Origin of the sequence: Rhodanobacter sp. Soil772, from assembly GCF_001428385.1 — a bacterium.
GTDB lineage: Bacteria > Pseudomonadota > Gammaproteobacteria > Xanthomonadales > Rhodanobacteraceae > Rhodanobacter.
Genome location: NZ_LMSK01000003.1, coordinates 492,317 through 508,957, shown reverse-complemented (window position 1 = coordinate 508,957; position 16,641 = coordinate 492,317). Strand labels below are relative to the sequence as shown.

General features: G+C 67.1%; 18 protein-coding genes. 10 read left to right on the top strand and 8 right to left on the bottom strand.

Annotation, left to right across the window (positions count from 1 at the left end):
* Positions 1-8 precede the first annotated feature (8 nt).
* Both ASG75_RS13770 and petA read right to left on the bottom strand, forming a co-directional pair.
* Positions 9-1,310, bottom strand: coding sequence for a cytochrome bc complex cytochrome b subunit (locus ASG75_RS13770; RefSeq protein WP_056390565.1), 1,302 nt, complete (start codon positions 1,308-1,310; stop codon positions 9-11).
* Positions 1,310-1,915 (bottom strand): ubiquinol-cytochrome c reductase iron-sulfur subunit, encoded by a 606-nt coding sequence (petA, locus tag ASG75_RS13765; RefSeq protein ID WP_056390561.1) that lies wholly within the window; start codon positions 1,913-1,915, stop codon positions 1,310-1,312. Before petA ends, ASG75_RS13770 begins: the two co-directional genes overlap by 1 nt.
* Before the next feature lie 160 nt (positions 1,916-2,075).
* On the opposite strand from petA, the gene ASG75_RS13760 reads away from it, so the two are divergent.
* Positions 2,076-3,254 (top strand): trypsin-like peptidase domain-containing protein, encoded by a 1,179-nt coding sequence (locus ASG75_RS13760; protein ID WP_056390558.1) that lies wholly within the window; start codon positions 2,076-2,078, stop codon positions 3,252-3,254.
* 1 nt (position 3,255) lies between these two features.
* On the opposite strand, the gene ASG75_RS13755 is transcribed toward ASG75_RS13760, so the two are convergent.
* Entirely contained in the window at positions 3,256-4,404 is a 1,149-nt protein-coding gene (locus ASG75_RS13755; RefSeq protein ID WP_056390553.1) for a lytic transglycosylase domain-containing protein, read from the bottom strand.
* A 247-nt stretch (positions 4,405-4,651) separates the two neighbouring features.
* On the opposite strand from ASG75_RS13755, the gene miaB reads away from it, so the two are divergent.
* Both miaB and ASG75_RS13745 read left to right on the top strand, forming a co-directional pair.
* Entirely contained in the window at positions 4,652-6,004 is a 1,353-nt protein-coding gene (gene miaB / locus ASG75_RS13750) for a tRNA (N6-isopentenyl adenosine(37)-C2)-methylthiotransferase MiaB (protein WP_082547619.1), read from the top strand.
* Positions 6,001-6,492 (top strand): GNAT family N-acetyltransferase, encoded by a 492-nt coding sequence (locus tag ASG75_RS13745; RefSeq protein WP_056390550.1) that lies wholly within the window; start codon positions 6,001-6,003, stop codon positions 6,490-6,492. Before miaB ends, ASG75_RS13745 begins: the two co-directional genes overlap by 4 nt.
* Positions 6,493-6,519: 27 nt before the next feature.
* Here ASG75_RS13745 and ASG75_RS13740 read toward each other — a convergent pair whose 3' ends face one another.
* From ASG75_RS13740 to ASG75_RS13725, 4 genes are read right to left on the bottom strand one after another with little or no spacing between them, the layout of a single operon-like run.
* On the bottom strand, positions 6,520-7,629 hold the full coding sequence (locus ASG75_RS13740) for an ABC transporter permease (protein ID WP_056390547.1): 1,110 nt from the start codon (positions 7,627-7,629) through the stop codon (positions 6,520-6,522).
* Positions 7,626-8,558 carry an ABC transporter ATP-binding protein gene (locus tag ASG75_RS13735; protein ID WP_056390713.1) on the bottom strand — a complete coding sequence of 311 codons (933 nt, stop codon included), beginning with the start codon at positions 8,556-8,558 and terminating at the stop codon, positions 7,626-7,628. The genes ASG75_RS13740 and ASG75_RS13735 overlap by 4 nt, the downstream gene beginning before the upstream one ends.
* A 23-nt stretch (positions 8,559-8,581) precedes the next feature.
* Positions 8,582-9,556, bottom strand: a complete 975-nt coding sequence (locus tag ASG75_RS13730; protein WP_056390544.1) for an HlyD family efflux transporter periplasmic adaptor subunit — start codon at positions 9,554-9,556, stop codon at positions 8,582-8,584.
* A complete protein-coding gene (locus tag ASG75_RS13725) occupies positions 9,553-10,227 on the bottom strand; it encodes a TetR/AcrR family transcriptional regulator (protein ID WP_056390541.1) in 675 nt (224 codons plus the stop codon). Before ASG75_RS13725 ends, ASG75_RS13730 begins: the two co-directional genes overlap by 4 nt.
* A gap of 109 nt (positions 10,228-10,336) precedes the next feature.
* Here ASG75_RS13725 and ASG75_RS13720 point away from each other — a divergent pair, with 109 nt between their 5' ends.
* From ASG75_RS13720 to ASG75_RS13690, 7 genes are all read left to right on the top strand, one after another.
* Complete coding sequence (locus tag ASG75_RS13720) at positions 10,337-11,317, top strand: PhoH family protein (RefSeq protein ID WP_056390537.1); 981 nt, start codon at positions 10,337-10,339, stop codon at positions 11,315-11,317.
* Positions 11,314-11,775, top strand: a complete 462-nt coding sequence (gene ybeY, locus ASG75_RS13715) for an rRNA maturation RNase YbeY (protein ID WP_056390534.1) — start codon at positions 11,314-11,316, stop codon at positions 11,773-11,775. The genes ASG75_RS13720 and ybeY overlap by 4 nt, the downstream gene beginning before the upstream one ends.
* Before the next feature lie 81 nt (positions 11,776-11,856).
* A complete protein-coding gene (locus ASG75_RS13710; protein ID WP_056390532.1) occupies positions 11,857-12,696 on the top strand; it encodes a transporter associated domain-containing protein in 840 nt (279 codons plus the stop codon).
* A 6-nt stretch (positions 12,697-12,702) separates the two neighbouring features.
* On the top strand, positions 12,703-13,914 hold the full coding sequence (locus ASG75_RS13705; RefSeq protein WP_056390529.1) for a DUF4105 domain-containing protein: 1,212 nt from the start codon (positions 12,703-12,705) through the stop codon (positions 13,912-13,914).
* Between the two features lie 41 nt (positions 13,915-13,955).
* Entirely contained in the window at positions 13,956-14,975 is a 1,020-nt protein-coding gene (gene corA, locus ASG75_RS13700) for a magnesium/cobalt transporter CorA (RefSeq protein WP_056390527.1), read from the top strand.
* An 88-nt stretch (positions 14,976-15,063) separates the two neighbouring features.
* A complete protein-coding gene (locus tag ASG75_RS13695) occupies positions 15,064-15,627 on the top strand; it encodes an NUDIX hydrolase (RefSeq protein WP_056390523.1) in 564 nt (187 codons plus the stop codon).
* Between the two features lie 243 nt (positions 15,628-15,870).
* Positions 15,871-16,233: a hypothetical protein gene (locus ASG75_RS13690; protein ID WP_056390520.1), complete on the top strand. Its 363-nt coding sequence runs from the start codon at positions 15,871-15,873 to the stop codon at positions 16,231-16,233.
* 103 nt (positions 16,234-16,336) lie between these two features.
* Here ASG75_RS13690 and ASG75_RS13685 read toward each other — a convergent pair whose 3' ends face one another.
* Positions 16,337-16,636, bottom strand: coding sequence for an STAS domain-containing protein (locus tag ASG75_RS13685; protein ID WP_056390516.1), 300 nt, complete (start codon positions 16,634-16,636; stop codon positions 16,337-16,339).
* Between the last annotated feature and the right edge of the window lie 5 nt (positions 16,637-16,641).

The window sequence follows — 16,641 nt, the reverse complement described above, 5'->3', positions numbered from 1 at the left end:
GCTGCCGCTTAGTCATGCGTCGTCACCCGTTCCGGAACCGGCTTGGTCTTTTCCCAGCCGAAGTATGTGTAGGCCCAAAGGAATGCGAAGAACCCGAAGTAGATCACCGTCATCACGCGGCCGAACAGGTTCTCCCAGAACGTCACGTCGATGTCGCCGAACCAGACCGGCATCACCTCGGCGGTGATGCCCGCACCGACGGCGCCGAGCATGAAGAACGACAGCACGAACAAGCCCAGCGCCACCTTGAAGCCGGTGCCGCGATAGCGGATCGACTTGACCTTGCCGCGGTCGAACCAGGGCATCAGGAACAGCACCGCGATGGAGCCGAACATGGCGATCACGCCCCACACGGCCGAGCCGAGGAAGGACGGGATCATGCGCACGATCGCGTAGAACGGGGTGAAGTACCACACCGGCTTGATGTGCGACGGCGTCGCCAGGTTGTTCGCCGGAATGAAGTTGTCGTGTTCCAGGAACCAGCCGCCGAAGGTCGGCGCGAAGAAGATGATGAACGCGGCGATCAGCAGGAAGAAGCCCACGCCGACCAGGTCCTTCACCGTGTAGTACGGGTGGAACGGAATGCCGTCGGTCGGCTTCAGCGCATCCCAGCGGTTGCCCTTGGGACCCTTCTTGATCTCCACGCCGTCCGGGTTGTTCGAACCCACCTCGTGCAGCGCGGCGATATGCAGCACCACCAGCAGCAGCAGCACGATCGGCAGCGCGATCACGTGCAGCGCGAAGAAGCGGTTCAACGTGGCATCGGCCGGCAGGAAATCGCCCATGATCCACTCGACCAGGTCGCCGCCGATGTAGGGGATGGTGCCGAACAGCGAGATGATCACCTTGGCGCCCCAGAACGACATGTTGCCCCACGGCAGCACGTAGCCCATGAACGCTTCGGCCATCAGCACCAGGAAGATCAGCATGCCGAGCAGCCACACCAGCTCGCGCGGCTTCTTGTACGAGCCGTACATGATGCCGCGGAACATGTGCAGGAACACCACCACGAAGAACAGCGAGGCACCGGTGGAGTGCATGTAGCGGATCAGCCAGCCCCACTCCACGTCACGCATGATGTACTCGACCGAGGCGAAGGCTCCCGCCGCGCTCGGGTTGTAGTTCATGGTGAGGAAAATGCCGGTGACGATCTGGTTGACCAGCACCAGCAGCGCCAGCGAACCGAAGTAGTACCAGAGGTTGAAGTTCTTCGGCGCGTAGTACTCGGTCATGTGCTTGCGGTACGCCGGCATCATGTTCGGCGCGCGCTCGTTGACCCACTCGCCGATGCTCGTGAATACGTTGGCCATTAGCCAGCCTCCTTCGGATCCACGCCAATCTGGATGGTGCTTGCATCAATGAAGTGGTACGGCGGCACCGGCAGGTTCTTCGGCGCCGGCACACCGGCGTAGACGCGGCCGGCCAGGTCGTAGCGCGACTTGTGACAGGGGCAGTAGAAGCCACCCTTCCATTCCGGGTCGAACGGCTCGGGCTTGATCTCGGGCACGAAGTCGGGCACGCAGCCCAGGTGCGTGCAGATGCCGATCACCACCAGCCATTCCGGCTTGATCGAGCGCCCCTCGTTCTGCGCGTACTTCGGCTGCTGGTCGGCAGAGGCACCGTCGGACTTGGGATCCACCAGGCGCGAGTCCACCATCGGCAGCGTATCGAGCTGCGCCTTGGTGCGGTTGAGCACGAACACCGGCAGGCTGCGCCACGACACGGTCAGCATCTGCCCCGCCTCGATCTTGGCCAGCGACTGGGTAACCGGAGCGCCAGCGGCCTTGGCGCGCGCGCTGGGTTCCCACGACTTGATGAAGGGCACAGCTGCCGACACGATTCCGATACCACCAACCACCGCGGTGGTTGCTGTCAGGAAACGGCGGCGGCCATGATCGACGACTTCGTTCGCCATCAGGCTCTCCGGTACTTGCAATGTCATGCCAGTGGGGTTTGGGACCCCGCAAAAATCGCGTTAGTGTAGCGTCAGGCCCCGCCCCGTACAATAAACCGCATCGCGGCGAAGTCCAGCCGCCGCAACACTCGCCACGATTGCCGGGACCTCATCGTTCGACATGAAACATGCCGCCGGCACGCTCCTCTTCATCGCACGCTTCGCCGTCCTCGGCCTGGCCATGGCCTTCGTGGTCGGCTTGTTCTGGCCAGGCAGCGGCGAACGCCTGCGCGAACGCTTCGGCCTGGGCACGCCGCCGGCGCAGCCCGCCAGCCAGAGCCACGTCGGCAACGGCCCGGTTTCGTACGCCGACGCGGTGGCTGCCGCAGCGCCGTCGGTGGTCAACATCTACGCGAACAAGATCGTCACCGAACAGGCCGTGCGGATGTACGACAACCCGGTGCTGCAGCAATTGTTCGGCGGCCAGCCCACCACCTTCCAGCACCGCGAGCAGACCCTCGGTTCCGGCGTCATCGTCAGCGCCCAGGGCCAGGGCTACGTGCTGACCAACAACCACGTGATCGCGCACGCCGCGGACATCCAGGTGCTGCTGTACGACGGCCGCATCGCCAAGGCGAGCCTGGTCGGCGCGGACGAGGAGTCCGACCTGGCGGTATTGAAGATCGACGCCAGCAACCTGCCGGTGATCCACATGGCCGACCAGCAGCAGCTGCGCCCCGGCGACGTGGTGCTGGCGATCGGCAACCCGCTCGGCCTCAACCAGACCGTCACGATGGGCATCGTCAGCGCGATCGGCCGCCAGTTGAACAGCTCCAGCGCCGAGGACTTCATCCAGACCGACGCCGCCATCAACCTGGGCAATTCCGGCGGCGCGCTGGTCAACGCCGAAGGCGAGCTGGTCGGCATCAACACCTTGCTGATCGGCAAGGCCGCCGGCGCCGAAGGCATCGGCTTCGCCATCCCGGTCACCACGGCCAAGAAGGTGCTGGACCAGATCATCGCCACCGGCCACGTCGTACGCGGCTGGCTCGGCGCCGACTACGCGTTCGTGCCGGTGGCCGCCAACAGCGGGCTGCCCGCTGCGGCGCGCGGCGCCCAGGTGACCGCGATCTATCCTGGCAGCCCGGCCGCGCTGGCCGGCATCCAGCCACGCGACATCCTGCTGCGCATCGGCACCGACGACATCCTCGACCCGGCCGACCTGCGCCGTCGCGAAGCCGCGCTCAAGCCCGGCAGCAAGGTCGAAGTCTCCGGCCTGCGCAACGGCAGCCCGTTCCACGTCGAGGTCACCCTGACGCAACGGCCCTTGATGAACACCAGCGCCGCGCTGGACGACTGACTCAACCCGGCCCGCGCGATGCCAGCGGCGGGTGGATCGCCGCACCGTAGCGTTTGCGCAGGGTATCCACCCGCTCCACATAGACCTGGGTTTCGGCATACGGCGGCACGCCCTTGTAGCGCTGCACCGCGCCGGGGCCGGCATTGTAGGCGGCGGCAGCCAGCCGCTCGTTGCCGTCGAAGTTGTGCAGCAGCAAGCCCAGATAACGCGCGCCGCCACGGATGTTCTGATCGGAATTGAACGCATCCAGCACGCCCATGTCGCTGGCCGTGCCCGGCATCAGTTGCATCAGCCCCTGCGCACCCTTGAGCGACAGCGCGCGCGGATTGAACGCGCTTTCGGCGTGGATGATCGCGCGCAGGAACGCCTCGTCGACGCCGTACTCGACGCTGGCGGCGCGGATCGTGTCCGCGTACGCGGTGAGGTTGAGCGACACGCTGCCCCAGCGGATCGTCGAATGCAGGTTGCACGCGGCGCAGGTGGCGATATAGGTGAACAGCATGGTCACCGCATGGCCCTGGCGGCCGGTCGGGCGCAGGTTGGTGTACTCCACGCTGCCGTCCGCGCGCACGATGCGATACACCGCGCCGCGCAGGATCTTGTCCGCCGAGTCATCCGCCACCGGCACCGCCGTTGCCGCGACCGCAGCCGTGTGCGATTCGCGATAGCTCCATTGTCCGGGCGCACCGGCAGCAGCCATGGGAAGTTTCGCGCGGGTCTCGGCCGAGCCCTGCACCGCTGCCAGCGACGTCTGTTCTGCCTGGGCTTCGCCGACGCGCCGCGCATTGGTTTCGACCGTCCCGCGCACGCCGGTCAGCGAGGTCGATTCGGCACCGCCCGCCGAGAGGTTGCCTGCCGTGGTCGCGACCGAACCGGTTACCCCGGTCAGCGACACCCGCGGCGGCGGTGCCCGACGTCGTGACGTGGGCGCGGCATAGCTGCTGATCGCCTTGCAGCCGTGATACCCGACCTTGCTGCTGCTGAATACCGTCTCGCCGCTGGCGCCGGTGCATTGATACAGGACGCCGGCCCGTGCCGCCGGCCACCACAGCAGCGCGCAGCCGAACGCGACCCCGCAAAGGATCGAACGTAATGGGAAGCCCCCGACAGGCCGATCGACGCTTCCCCCGTGGCTTGCGACGCCGAACATGGGGCGCAGTGTGCCGCCATGCGCTGCCGGCGCCAAGTGCGCACTTCTCATTCCATGAGCCTTTGCATGGGTGGGCACTGCCCGCCGGCTCGTTCGACAGGCAACCGTGACACCGGCAAAAACCGGCGAGCAGTGCCTGCCCCACAACACCCGCAAGTGCTTGATCTGGCAGGCATGCCTTCACAAGGGTAAACTGCGCGGTTCGGCGAATCGCACATCCAGCCTCACGAACCACGGTACCCACGCCATGAGCGGCAAGCTTTTCATCAAGACCCACGGCTGCCAGATGAACGAGTACGACTCGGCCAAGATGGCCGACGTGCTGAAAGCGTCGCATGGCCTGGAGTTGACCCAGGACGAGTCCGAGGCGGACGTGATCCTGATCAACACCTGCTCGATCCGCGAGAAGGCGCAGGAAAAGGTCTTCAGCCAGCTCGGCCGCTGGAAGCAGCACAAGAAGGATGGCAAGCCGGTACTGATCGGCGTGGGCGGCTGCGTGGCTTCGCAGGAAGGCGCAGCCATCGTCAAGCGCGCGCCCTACGTGGACCTGGTGTTCGGCCCGCAAACCCTGCATCGCCTGCCGCAGCTGATCGAGGCGCAGCGCGCCAGCGGCTTGCCGCAGGTCGACATCAGCTTCCCCGAGATCGAGAAGTTCGACTGCCTGCCCGAGCCGCGCGCGGAAGGTCCGACCGCCTTCGTCTCGATCATGGAAGGTTGCTCGAAATACTGCAGCTACTGCGTGGTGCCGTACACCCGCGGCGAGGAGATCAGCCGTCCCTTCGACGACGTGCTGGTGGAAGTGGCCAAGCTCGCCGCGCAGGGCGTGCGCGAGGTCAACCTGCTCGGCCAGAACGTCAACGCCTACCGCGGCCCGACCTTTGATGGCGGCATCGCGGATCTCGCCGTGCTGATCCACGCGATCGCGCAGATCGACGGCATCGGCCGCATCCGCTTCACCACCTCGCATCCGCTGGAGTTCTCCGACTCGCTGATCGAGGCCTACGCCAACGTGCCGCAGCTGGCGAACTACCTGCACCTGCCGGTGCAGGCCGGCTCCGACCGCATCCTCGGCGCGATGAAGCGCGGCTACACCGCGCTGGAATTCAAGCAGAAGATCCGCAAGCTGCGCGCGGTGCGGCCGGACATCTGCGTGTCGTCCGACTTCATCGTGGGCTTCCCCGGCGAGACCGACGAGGATTTCGAGAAGACCATGAAGCTGATCGACGACATCGGCTTCGACCAGAGCTTCTCCTTCATCTTCTCCTCGCGCCCCGGCACGCCGGCGGCAAAACTCGCCGACGACACCCCGATGGCGGTGAAGCATGCGCGACTGACCCGGTTGCAGGCCGCGATCAACGCCAACGCGAAACGGATCAACCAGGCGATGATCGGCAGCGTGCAGCGCGTGCTGGTGGAAAAACCCAGCACCCGCGACCCGAGCGAACTGACCGGTCGCACGGAGAACATGCGTTTCGTCAATTTCCCCGGCAACCCGCGCCTGATCGGCCAGTTCGTCGACGTGGAAATCACCGAGGCGATGAGCAACTCGCTGCGTGGCCGCGTGAAGCTGGCCGATGAGCCGGTGGTGCTGGCTTCGTGAGCGATCCGCTGATCCGGGAAACCGGCGCGGACGAGTTCGCGCGGGTATGGCCGTTGTTCCGGGCGGTCCTCGCCGGTGGCGACACCTATATGTACCCACCCGATCTGGGCATGGATCAAGCGTGCGCGATGTGGACCACGTCGCCGTCGCGGTGTTTCGTCTGCGAACGCGACGGCGAGGTGCTGGGTTGCTACCGGCTGGCGCCGAACCAGATCGGCCTGGGCGATCACGTGGCCAACGGCAGCTACATGGTGGCGCCGCAAGCGCGCGGCCGGGGCATTGCCTCGGCCATGTGCGAACACTCGCTGGAACAGGCCAGGCGCGCCGGCTTCACCGCGATGCAGTTCAACTGCGTGGTGGCCAGCAACACCACCGCAGTGCGGCTGTGGCAGCGTCACGGCTTCCGCATCGTGGGCCAGGTGCCCGGTGCGTTCCGTCACGCGCAACTCGGCCCCACCGACATCTACGTGATGCACCGCACGCTGTGACCGGGCGGCCGCACGCGGCGTGACGGCTCAATCCAGCCGCTTGCGAAAGCGCAGGATCGCCAGCGCCATCATCACCAGGACGAACGCCGCCAGCGCCAATACGTCGCCCCACATTTCCCCCAGCCCCGCGCCGCGCAACATCACGCCGCGAATCAGGCGCAGGAAATGGGTCAGCGGCAACACTTCGGCGAGCCATTGCACCAGCTTCGGCATGCCGGCGAACGGGAACATGAAACCGGACAGCAGGATCGACGGCAGGAACACGAAGAAGGTCATCTGCATCGCCTGAAACTGCGATTGCGCGCGCGTGGAGATCAGCAGGCCGAGCGCAAGATTGGCGAGGATCAGCAGGCCCGAGGCCAGGTAGACGTCGAGCACGCTGCCGCGAATCGGCACCTCGAAAAGCCACGTTCCGAGCGCCAGGATCACGCTGGTCTGCACCAGGCCGATCGCGACGTACGGCAGCACCTTGCCGACCATCAGCTCGGCACTGGTCAGCGGCGTGGCGATCAGCAATTCCATGTTGCCGCGCTCGCGTTCGCGCACGATCGCGATGGCGGTGAACAGCACCATCGTCATGGTCAGGATCACGCCGATCAGGCCCGGCACGATGTTGACCGCCGAGCGCCGCTGCGGGTTGTAGAAGCCGACCACGCTGATTCGCCCGCTGGCCGGCGTGCTGGTCAGCGGCGCGCGCGTGTCGGGCACGGCGCTGTCGATCGGCACCTGCATCAGTTGCGCCGCGGCGCCCTGCACTGCCGTGTCGCTGCCGTCGACCAGCACCTGCGCCACGGCGCGACCGTCGATGCGGCGGCGTTCGAAATCCGGCGGCACCACGATGCCGATGCTGATCCGGCCGCGCCGGATCATCGCCATCAACTCCTGCGGCGTGTCCGCCCGGGCCACCGGCGCCACCACGCCGGTGGCCAGCATGTCCAGCACCAGCGCCCGCGACCCGGCGGTGTTGGCCTGGTCGACGATGCCGACGTCGAGCCCGCGCAGGTTGGTGTTGATCGCATAGCCGAACAGCACCAGCTGGAACACCGGAATGCCCACGACCATCGCCAGCGTGATGCGGTCGCGACGTAACTGGCGCAGCTCCTTGACCACGATCGCCCACAGCCGGCGCCAGTTCATGCAGCGCGCTCCCCGTCGCCGTCGCCCTTGCGCGTGGCGGCGACGAACACGTCTTCGAGATTCGGCGGTGCCGGAGCTACCTCGGCCTTCTGTGCAGCCGCGGCCAACGCCTGCCCCATGCGTTGTGTCACGTCGCCGGCGCCGGCGGCGGTCAGCACGCGCAAGGTATTGCCGACCTGGGCCACGCCAAGCACACCGGGCACGCCGTCCAGCGCGCGCTGGGCCCGGCGCGGATCAGCCGTCTCGACGATGAAGGTGCGTCCCTCCAACTGCGCGGTCAGCTCGTGCGGCGTGCCGTCGGCCACCAGCGCACCGCGATCCAGGATCGCCAGTCGATGGCAGCGCTCGGCCTCGTCCATCAGGTGGGTGGAGACCAGCAGCGTGGTGCCGGCATCGGCCAGCTCGAACAATTTCTCCCAGAAGTCGCGGCGCGATTCCGGATCGACCGCGCTGGTCGGCTCGTCCAGGAACAGCAACTCCGGTTCGTGGATCACCGCGCAGGCCAGCGCGAGGCGCTGCTTCTGGCCGCCGCTCAGGGTGCCGGCCAGTTGTTTCTGCCGGTCGCCGAAATGGTACTGCCCGATCAGTGCGTCGATGCGGGCTTTCGTCTTCGCCTTCGGCACGCCCTGGATCGCGGCCAGAAATTCCAGGTTCTCGCACACGCTGAGGTCCTCGAACAGCGAGAACTTCTGCGTCATGTAGCCGATGTGCGGACGCAGCTCGTCGGCCTGTGCCGGGATGCGCAGGCCAAGTACCTCGATCTCACCCGCGCTCGGCGTCAGCAGACCGCACAGCATGCGGATCGTGGTCGACTTGCCCGAGCCGTTCGGGCCGAGGAAGCCGTAAACGCGTTTCGCCGGCACTTCGAGATCGACATGATCGACCGCCACCAGCTTGCCGAAGCGCCGGGTCAGGCCGCGCGCACGGATGGCGATAGCGTCGGCGCCGGTGGTCACTGCGCGGACTCGTGGAACTCGACGCGCACCGGCAAACCGGCGGGAAGCTCGGCCGCGTCCGCGCCCAGCGTGATTTCGGCGAGATAACTCAGCCGCGCCGCGTCGTCGCCGATCAACGCGTAGTACGGGGTGAAGTCCGGCTCGCTGCGGATCATGCGCACCTTGCCGGCATACGACTGGTCGCGGCCGCTCACGAATACCCGGATCGCGTCGCCGACACGCACCCTGGCGCGCTGCTGCTCGGGCACATAGATGCGCGCATACGGCGCGTCGCCGGCCAGCAGGATCGCCACCGGCGCACCAATCGGCGCCTGGTCGCCCAGCTTGTACGGAAGGCTGTCGATGCGTCCGGCGCGCGGCGCCACGATGGCCAGCTTGCCCAACAGCACCCGCTGCGCGCTGGCCTGTGCAGTGGCCGCCGCGACGGCAGCCTGCGCCTGGGCGATCTGCTCCGGGCGGGTACCGTGCAGCAGCTCGTCGAGCGCGGCCCGCGACGCGGCCACCTGTCCCTCGGCGTTGCCCGCCGCGGCGCGGGCACGATCGAGATCGGCCGCGGCCACGTAACCCTTGCCCTTCAACGGCGCCAGCCGGTCGTAGTAGGCACGCGCCTCGCGCGCCTGCGCCTGCACGGCGGCCAGGTTCGCGCGTGCCCTGTCGATATCCTCGCCGCGTGGCCCGGCCCGAAGCTCGGCCAGCACTTCGCGTTGCTGCTGCGCCTGCGCCTCGGCGGCGGCAAGCTCGGACTGCGTATGCGCGGGATCCAGATGCAGCAGCGCTTGCCCAGCCTTGACCCGTTCGCCCTCGCGCACGTCGATCGCCACGACGCGTTCGGCGGCCGGCGCCGGCAACGCGATGCGATCGTATTCGAGCGTACCCAGCGCCTGCGGCGGCGGTTTGCTGCAGGCGGCGAGACCGGCCACGGCGAACAGGACGAGCGGCGGCAAGTGGCGCATCGTGCGTGCAATATTCATGCGGTTTCTCCGGACCCTGCCGCGCCCACGCCACGACCCAACAGCGCAAGCGTGTGTTGCAGCATGACCTCGGGCCCCAGCCCCTCGGCACCAAACGCACGCCGCCAGATCGGCGCACCGGCGGCGGGGAACAGGGTCAGCCCGATCAGCGAGACGACCAACAGGCGCGGGTCCAGGCCGGCGTTCAGCCGTCCATCCGCCTGTGCCGACACGAAGCGCTGCGCCAGCATTTGCGACAGGTTGGGAATGGCCTGCCGGAACAGCACCTCGCGCAGCGCGCCGCCTTCGCACAACACCTCGCGCACCCACAGCGACGGCAGCCAGGGATGGCGCGCCACCACCGCACCGATGCCACGCACGAAGCTTTCGATCAACACCATGGGATCGCCGTCGGCGTGTTCCAGTTGCGCGCGCAGCGGCCCGAACACGGGCAGCAACCGCTCGTCGATCATCGCCTGCACCAGCCGCTGCTTGTCGCCGAAGTAGTAGTGCAGCATCGCCGGCGTGACCTGCGCTTCGGTGGCAATCGCCCGCAGCGAGGTTGCACCGATTCCCACCCGCGCAAACTGCATGATCGCGGCATCCAGCAAATGCGTGCGCAGGTCCAGGTCGTCGCCGCTGGGACGCCCGGCGCGGCGCCCGGTTTTCGCATGCTTGTTCGAGGTAGCCATGCGGATAAATTAATTCAACATTTAATTACATGCAACCGGCGAAATCGCCGCCATCGCGCCGGCCGTCGCGATGGCTCTTCCGGCAGCGGCGCGCTACTCTCGCGCACCTATGAGCGACCTCAACCAACGCGATTTCACCCTCGATCCCGAAGACAACGCCCGCCTCGCCAACCTGTGCGGACCGTTCGACGAGCACCTGCGCCAGGTCGAGCTGCGCCTCGGCGTGGAGATCAACCACCGCGGCAGCATCTTCCAGGTGATCGGCGAAGACGCCTCCGCCAGAGCCACCGAGAAGGTGCTGCGCGCGCTGTACGCCACCACCGAAAACGAAGCGCTGACCGGCGCGAAGATCAACCTGCAACTGGCCGAATCCGGCATCGACGCGATCGCCGAGGCGGCCGCCGAAGGCGCCCAGGAAGTGGTGATCAAGGTCAAGCGCGGCGTGATCAAGGGCCGCGGCCCGAACCAGGCGCGCTACCTGCATGCGATCGCCAGCCACGACATCAACTTCGGCGTGGGCCCGGCCGGCACCGGCAAGACCTACCTGGCGGTGGCCAGCGCGGTCGAGGCGCTGGAGGCGAACCGGGTGCAGCGGCTGATCCTGGTGCGCCCGGCGGTCGAGGCTGGCGAGAAGCTGGGCTTCCTGCCCGGCGACCTCAGCCAGAAGGTCGACCCCTACCTGCGCCCGCTGTACGACGCGCTGTACGAGATGCTCGGCTTCGAGAAGGTGGCCAAGCTGATCGAGCGCAACGTGATCGAGATCGCGCCGCTGGCCTACATGCGCGGGCGCACCTTGAACGACTCCTACGTGATCCTCGACGAAGCGCAGAACACCACGGTCGAGCAGATGAAGATGTTCCTCACCCGCATCGGCTTCGGCACCGTGGCGGTGATCACCGGCGACGTCACCCAGGTCGACCTGCCGCGCACCACGCGCTCGGGCCTGCGCCAGGCGATCGAGGTGCTGCGCGGCGTCAGCGGCATCAACTTCACCTTCTTCACCTCGCGCGACGTGGTGCGCCACCCGCTGGTGGCGAAGATCGTGCGCGCCTACGAGGCGTTCGAACAGAAGGACGAGGACAGCGAATGAGCGCACCGGTGACGCTCGCCGTCGGCTACGCCGTGCCGCGCGCCGGCCTGCCCGCACCGGCCAGCTTCCGGCGCTGGGTCGAGGCGGCGCTGCGCGGGGCGAAACGGCGCAAGAGCGCCGAACTGGCGATCCGCATCGTCGACGCCGACGAAGGCCGCGCGCTCAACCGCGACTACCGTGGCAAGGACTACGCCACCAACGTGCTGTCGTTCCCCGTCGAACTGCCGCCGGGCGTGGCCTTGCCGCTGATCGGCGACCTGGCGATCTGCGCCCCGGTGGTGCTGCGCGAGGCCGCCGAACAGGGCAAATCGCCGCGCGACCACTGGGCTCACCTGACCATCCACGGCGTACTGCACCTGCTCGGCTACGACCATATCGAAAACGCCGAGGCCGAAGCGATGGAAGCGCTGGAAACCCGCATCCTGGCCGGCCTGGGCATCGCCGACCCGTACCGGTAAGGGGGCTTGTGCCCTGAACCGCCAAGATTTTTCCGCTAGAATCGGCCTTCCGCCCGGTTTCGGGCAGAATCCCAACGAGTAATGAGCGACGACCCTGGCAGTACCAGCGGCCCGGCCCACCGAACCTGGTGGGATCGACTGGGCCACATGTTTTCCGGCGAACCGCGCAACCGCGACGAACTGATCGAGGAGTTGCGTTCCGCCCAGACCAACGGACTGCTGTCCGTGAACACCCTCACCATGGTCGAGGGTGCGATCAAGGTCACCGAACTGAGCGTGGACGACGTGATGGTGCCGCGCGCGCAGATCGTGATGCTGGCGGCCGAGTCGCCGCTGCCCGACATCCTCGCCGCGGTGGTCGAATCCGGCCACTCGCGCTTCCCCGTGCACGGCGAGGACAAGGACGAGATCCTCGGCATCCTGCTGGCCAAGGATCTGCTGAAGTACTTCGGCGCCGCCGAACACTTCGACATCCGCGCGATCATGCGCCCGGCCGTGCTGATTCCCGAGTCGATGCGCCTGAACGTGCTGCTGGAAGAATTCCGGCTCAGCCGCAACCACATGGCGCTGGTGGTCAACGAGTACGGCGGTGTCGCCGGCCTGATCACCATCGAGGACGTACTGGAAGAGATCGTCGGCGAGATCGACGACGAGCACGACGACGGGGAAGAACCCGAGCTGATGCACGAGCAGCCCGGCGGCGACTGGCTGGTCAGCGCGCTGACCCCGATCGAGGATTTCAACGAGCAGGCCGGCGCCGATTTCTCCGATGAGGAATACGACACCGTGGGCGGCATGGTCACCTCCGAATTCGGCCATCTGCCCGAGGTCGGCGAGGAAGTGTCCATCGGCGACTACCTGTTCCACGTCACCGAAGCCGACGATCGCCGCGTGCAGGCCTTTCGCGTGGTCAAGCAGTAAGGCCGCATGAACCCGATCAGCCGCAACCTCCTGCTGCTCGCGCTGTTGATGCTGGCCCTGCTTCCGCCTGTCCACGCCAGCGTCGCCAACGCCCCCGGCGCCAATCTCGAAGTCTCGCTGGTCACCTACGGCCCCGGCGAAACCTACTGGGAGCGTTTCGGCCACGACGCGATCGAGCTGCGCGACACGGCTTCGGGCGAGGCGATCAACTTCAACTACGGCGTGTTCGATTTCAGCGAGCAGAACTTCCTGCTGAACTTCGCCCGCGGCCGCATGCACTACCTGATGGACGCGGCGCCCAGCGGCCTCGACGAGAGTTTCTACGTCGAGGCCGGCCGCTCGATCACCCGCCAGCAGCTGGCATTGACCGCCGACCAGGCCGCCGCGCTGCGCGACTTCCTGCTGTGGAACCTGCGCCCGGAGAACGCCGGCTACGCCTACGACTACTACGTCGACAACTGCACCACCCGCGTGCGCGACGCGCTGGACAAGGCGCTCGGCGGCGTGCTGGAAACCCGGTTGAAGGCACGCCGCGGCGGCATGACCTACCGCCAGCAGACCGATCGGCTGATGAGTGCGCAGCCCTGGCTGATGCTGCTGATGGACCTGGGCCTGGGGCCGTATGCCGACCAGCCGCTGGATGCCTGGCAGGAAAGCTTCCTGCCCGAGGTATTGCAGGCGCAACTGCGCGAGGTGCGCGTCGACGACGGCCACGGCGGCCTGCGGCCGCTGCTGCAGGCCGAGCAACTCGTCTCGCCGAACCGGCTGGAGGCACCACCGGCAGCCGCGCCCGACCTGCGCCTGCCGCTGGCCCTGGCCGGTCTGCTGCTGGCCGCACTGATCGTGCTCGCCCACCGCCGGTGGCCCGCCGGCTACGTCGCGTTCGGCACGCTGTACCTGCTCGCGGCCGGCCTGGTCGGCCTGTTGCTGCTGGCGCTGTGGACGCTGACCACCCACCACTCGGCGTGGGCCAACGCGAACCTGCTGCTGTTCAGTCCGCTGGCCTTCCTGCTGTTGCCGACGCTGTGGCGCGCGCGCCGCGGCTACGCCGCCTCGCGTTTCATCGACGGCGTGATCGCCCTGCAATTGCTTGCCTGCATGGTCGCCGTGCTGCTGCACCTGCTGCCCGGCACCGTGCAGCAGAACCAGCCGTGGCTGCTGTTCGCCCTGCCGTGCTGGCTGGCGCTGGCTTGGAGCCTGCGTCGCCATCGCCGGTAATCCAATTGCCCCCGCCCACTGGCGCGGGGCATGATGCACGCATGAATCCGATCATCACGCCGTCGAGCGCACTGTCGACCAGCGACCAGCCCATGGTGGTCAACTGCATCGCCTACCGAAAGGACGGCAGCCGGATCGGCGACGTCACCATCGACGCGATCAGCGACGTGCTGGCCGAGCCGGACACCTTCGTCTGGGTCGGCCTGTACGAGCCGGACGAGGAGCTGCTGGAAAAGATCCAGAACGAATTCGGCCTGCACGACCTGGCGATCGAGGACGCGCACGCCGCGCACCAGCGCACCAAGCTGGAAGCCTACGGCGACTCGCTGTTCCTGGTGGTGCAGACCGCGCAGCTGATCGGCGGCGAACTGGCGTTCGGCGAAACGCACATCTTCTTCGGCCCGCGCTACCTGGTCACCGTGCGCCACGGCGCCTCGCAGTCCTACGCGCCGGCGCGGCGCACGTGCGAACACGCGCCGGAACTGCTGGCGAACGGCCCCAGCTACGGGCTGTACGGCGTACTCGACTTCATCGTCGACAACTTGTTGCCGATCGTGCGCGACTTCCGCGAGGAGGTGCAGCAGCTCGAACACGACATCTTCGGCGAAACGTTCAAGAGCAGCACGATACGCCGCCTGTACGACATGCAGCGCGACCTGATGACACTGCGCCTGGCGGTGGCGCCGCTGCAGGACATCATCAACCAGCTGATCCGGCTGCACCCGAACCTGATCCCCGAGGTGCTGCGCGCGTACTTCCGCGACGTCTACGACCACGCCTTCCGCGTCAACGAGGCGATCGGCGCGATGCGCGAGATGCTCACCGCCGCGATCAACGTGAACCTCTCGCTGGTCAGCCTGCGCCAGAACGAGGTGATGAAGAAGCTCGCCGGCTGGGCCGCCATGCTCGCCGCGCCGACCCTGCTCACCAGCTGGTACGGCATGAACTTCGAACACATGCCAGAGCTCAGTCGCTCCTGGGCCTACCCCGCGATCATCGTGGTGATGGCCAGCGTCGTCAGCGGCATCTACATCGGGCTCAAGCGCGCGCGGTGGCTGTAGGACCGCGCATTCCGACACGACCGACCGGTTGTCGCTGCCGCCGGGAACGGTCACCATGTCGGTGGATTTTCCCCGCACGCGACGACCGATGAACGACTCCGCAACGCACATGCCCGCCGATGCCGGCGCTCCGGTGGAAACCCTGCATGAAGGCCGCTGGCTGAGCCTGCGCAAGCGCGGCCGCTGGGAGTACGCCGAACGCAACAATCCCAGCGGCGCGGTGATCATCCTGGCGGTGACGCCCACGGACAACGTGCTGTTCGTCGAGCAGTACCGCGTGTCGATCCTGCAGAACACCATCGAGATGCCGGCCGGCCTGGTTGGCGACCTGGCCGGACAGGCCGACGAAACCGCGCTGCTGGCCGCCCGGCGCGAGCTGGAGGAAGAAACCGGCTACCGCTGCCAGCGGGTGGAGTTCGTCCATCGCGGCCCGTCGTCATCGGGCATGAGCACCGAGATGATCACCTTCGTGCGTGCGTGGGAACTGCAAAAGGTCGGTCCCGGCGGCGGCGACGAAACCGAGAACATCGTGGTACACGAGGTCCCGCGCCGCGAGGCAGGCGCCTGGCTGTTCGCGCGCGCCGCCGAGGGCTACTCGATCGATCCGAAACTGTTCGCCGGGTTGTGGTTCATCGAGCACACCAACCGGTAGCCCACCTCGACAACGGGATGCTCCGGCCGAAGCAAGACTCCGCCCGGCGCGTACCCGCATCCAGCCGTTTCGAACCCACCGCCGCGCGACAGGCGGTGCGTCGTCGTGCGCCGCCCGGCGCGAACGGGACTTCATGGCGCGCCTAAAGATTCCGGAGTCCCGGCCGACACCTGAGGGTGTGGACCGCTGTCGCTCCCCGGCCGGTCCTCCATCTGGCTTCCCTGGACCTACGGATTCGTGCCCATGAAAACGCTGCTTCTCTCCGCCTCGCTGCTCTTCCTCCCGATGGCCGCCCACGCCGCCTGCGCGTCCACCGATTTCGCCATCAAGGATTTCAAGCCCGCCGCCAGCCGTTTCGGTTCGGAAGCTCGACTCAGCTTGAGCGGCGAGTTGGTCAACAACTGTGCCGAACCCGCCGCCGCGCAGATCAGCATCGAAGCCAAGGACGCCGACGGCAAGGTGATCCAGGCCAAGCAGGGATGGCCGGCCGGCACCACCAACATCGCCCCTGGCGCATCGGCAAAGTTCGATCTTGGCCGGCGATTCCGCTACCAGCCGGACATGGCCAGTTACACAGTCTCCGTGATTGCCGTGCGCGCCTGGTAACCCCGGCGGCCGCAATTGCCACAGCAAAAGGCCCCGCGAGGGGCCTTTTGCTGTCTGGCTTGCGGGGTTCGGGCAGAGACTGACCGTCGGCCCCGCCATGCTTTCAATGCAGGACGAACAACTTGTCGAAGCCGGCCACGCGCAGCGTGCTGCGCAATTCGTTGCCGGCGTTGACGATGCGGATCTCGGCGCGATCGGCGCCGGCATGCTCGCGCAGCAGCAGCAGCATGCCCAGCGCCGAGCTGTCCATGCTGGTCACCTCACCCAGATCGATGACATAGCTGCGGGCCGCCTTGCCGCTGTCCAGGCAGGCCTCGTGGAAGTCTCGATGGATACTGAAATCGAAGCGCTGGCCCAGTTGCAGGGTCAGGCAATCGTGCTCGCTGTCGTGATGGACGATCATGCTGT

Coding starts and splice junctions, on each gene's coding strand:
- ASG75_RS13720 (WP_056390537.1), top strand. CDS start 10,337: ATGAGCGACCTCAACCAACGCGATTTCACCCTCGATCCCGAAGACAAC.
- ASG75_RS13690 (WP_056390520.1), top strand. CDS start 15,871: ATGAAAACGCTGCTTCTCTCCGCCTCGCTGCTCTTCCTCCCGATGGCC.
- ASG75_RS13705 (WP_056390529.1), top strand. CDS start 12,703: ATGAACCCGATCAGCCGCAACCTCCTGCTGCTCGCGCTGTTGATGCTG.
- miaB (WP_082547619.1), top strand. CDS start 4,652: ATGAGCGGCAAGCTTTTCATCAAGACCCACGGCTGCCAGATGAACGAG.
- ASG75_RS13710 (WP_056390532.1), top strand. CDS start 11,857: ATGAGCGACGACCCTGGCAGTACCAGCGGCCCGGCCCACCGAACCTGG.
- ASG75_RS13760 (WP_056390558.1), top strand. CDS start 2,076: ATGAAACATGCCGCCGGCACGCTCCTCTTCATCGCACGCTTCGCCGTC.
- corA (WP_056390527.1), top strand. CDS start 13,956: ATGAATCCGATCATCACGCCGTCGAGCGCACTGTCGACCAGCGACCAG.
- ASG75_RS13740 (WP_056390547.1), bottom strand. CDS start 7,629: ATGAACTGGCGCCGGCTGTGGGCGATCGTGGTCAAGGAGCTGCGCCAG.
- petA (WP_056390561.1), bottom strand. CDS start 1,915: ATGGCGAACGAAGTCGTCGATCATGGCCGCCGCCGTTTCCTGACAGCA.
- ASG75_RS13730 (WP_056390544.1), bottom strand. CDS start 9,556: ATGAATATTGCACGCACGATGCGCCACTTGCCGCCGCTCGTCCTGTTC.
- ASG75_RS13695 (WP_056390523.1), top strand. CDS start 15,064: ATGAACGACTCCGCAACGCACATGCCCGCCGATGCCGGCGCTCCGGTG.
- ASG75_RS13755 (WP_056390553.1), bottom strand. CDS start 4,404: ATGTTCGGCGTCGCAAGCCACGGGGGAAGCGTCGATCGGCCTGTCGGG.
- ASG75_RS13725 (WP_056390541.1), bottom strand. CDS start 10,227: ATGGCTACCTCGAACAAGCATGCGAAAACCGGGCGCCGCGCCGGGCGT.
- ASG75_RS13770 (WP_056390565.1), bottom strand. CDS start 1,310: ATGGCCAACGTATTCACGAGCATCGGCGAGTGGGTCAACGAGCGCGCG.
- ybeY (WP_056390534.1), top strand. CDS start 11,314: ATGAGCGCACCGGTGACGCTCGCCGTCGGCTACGCCGTGCCGCGCGCC.
- ASG75_RS13685 (WP_056390516.1), bottom strand. CDS start 16,636: ATGATCGTCCATCACGACAGCGAGCACGATTGCCTGACCCTGCAACTG.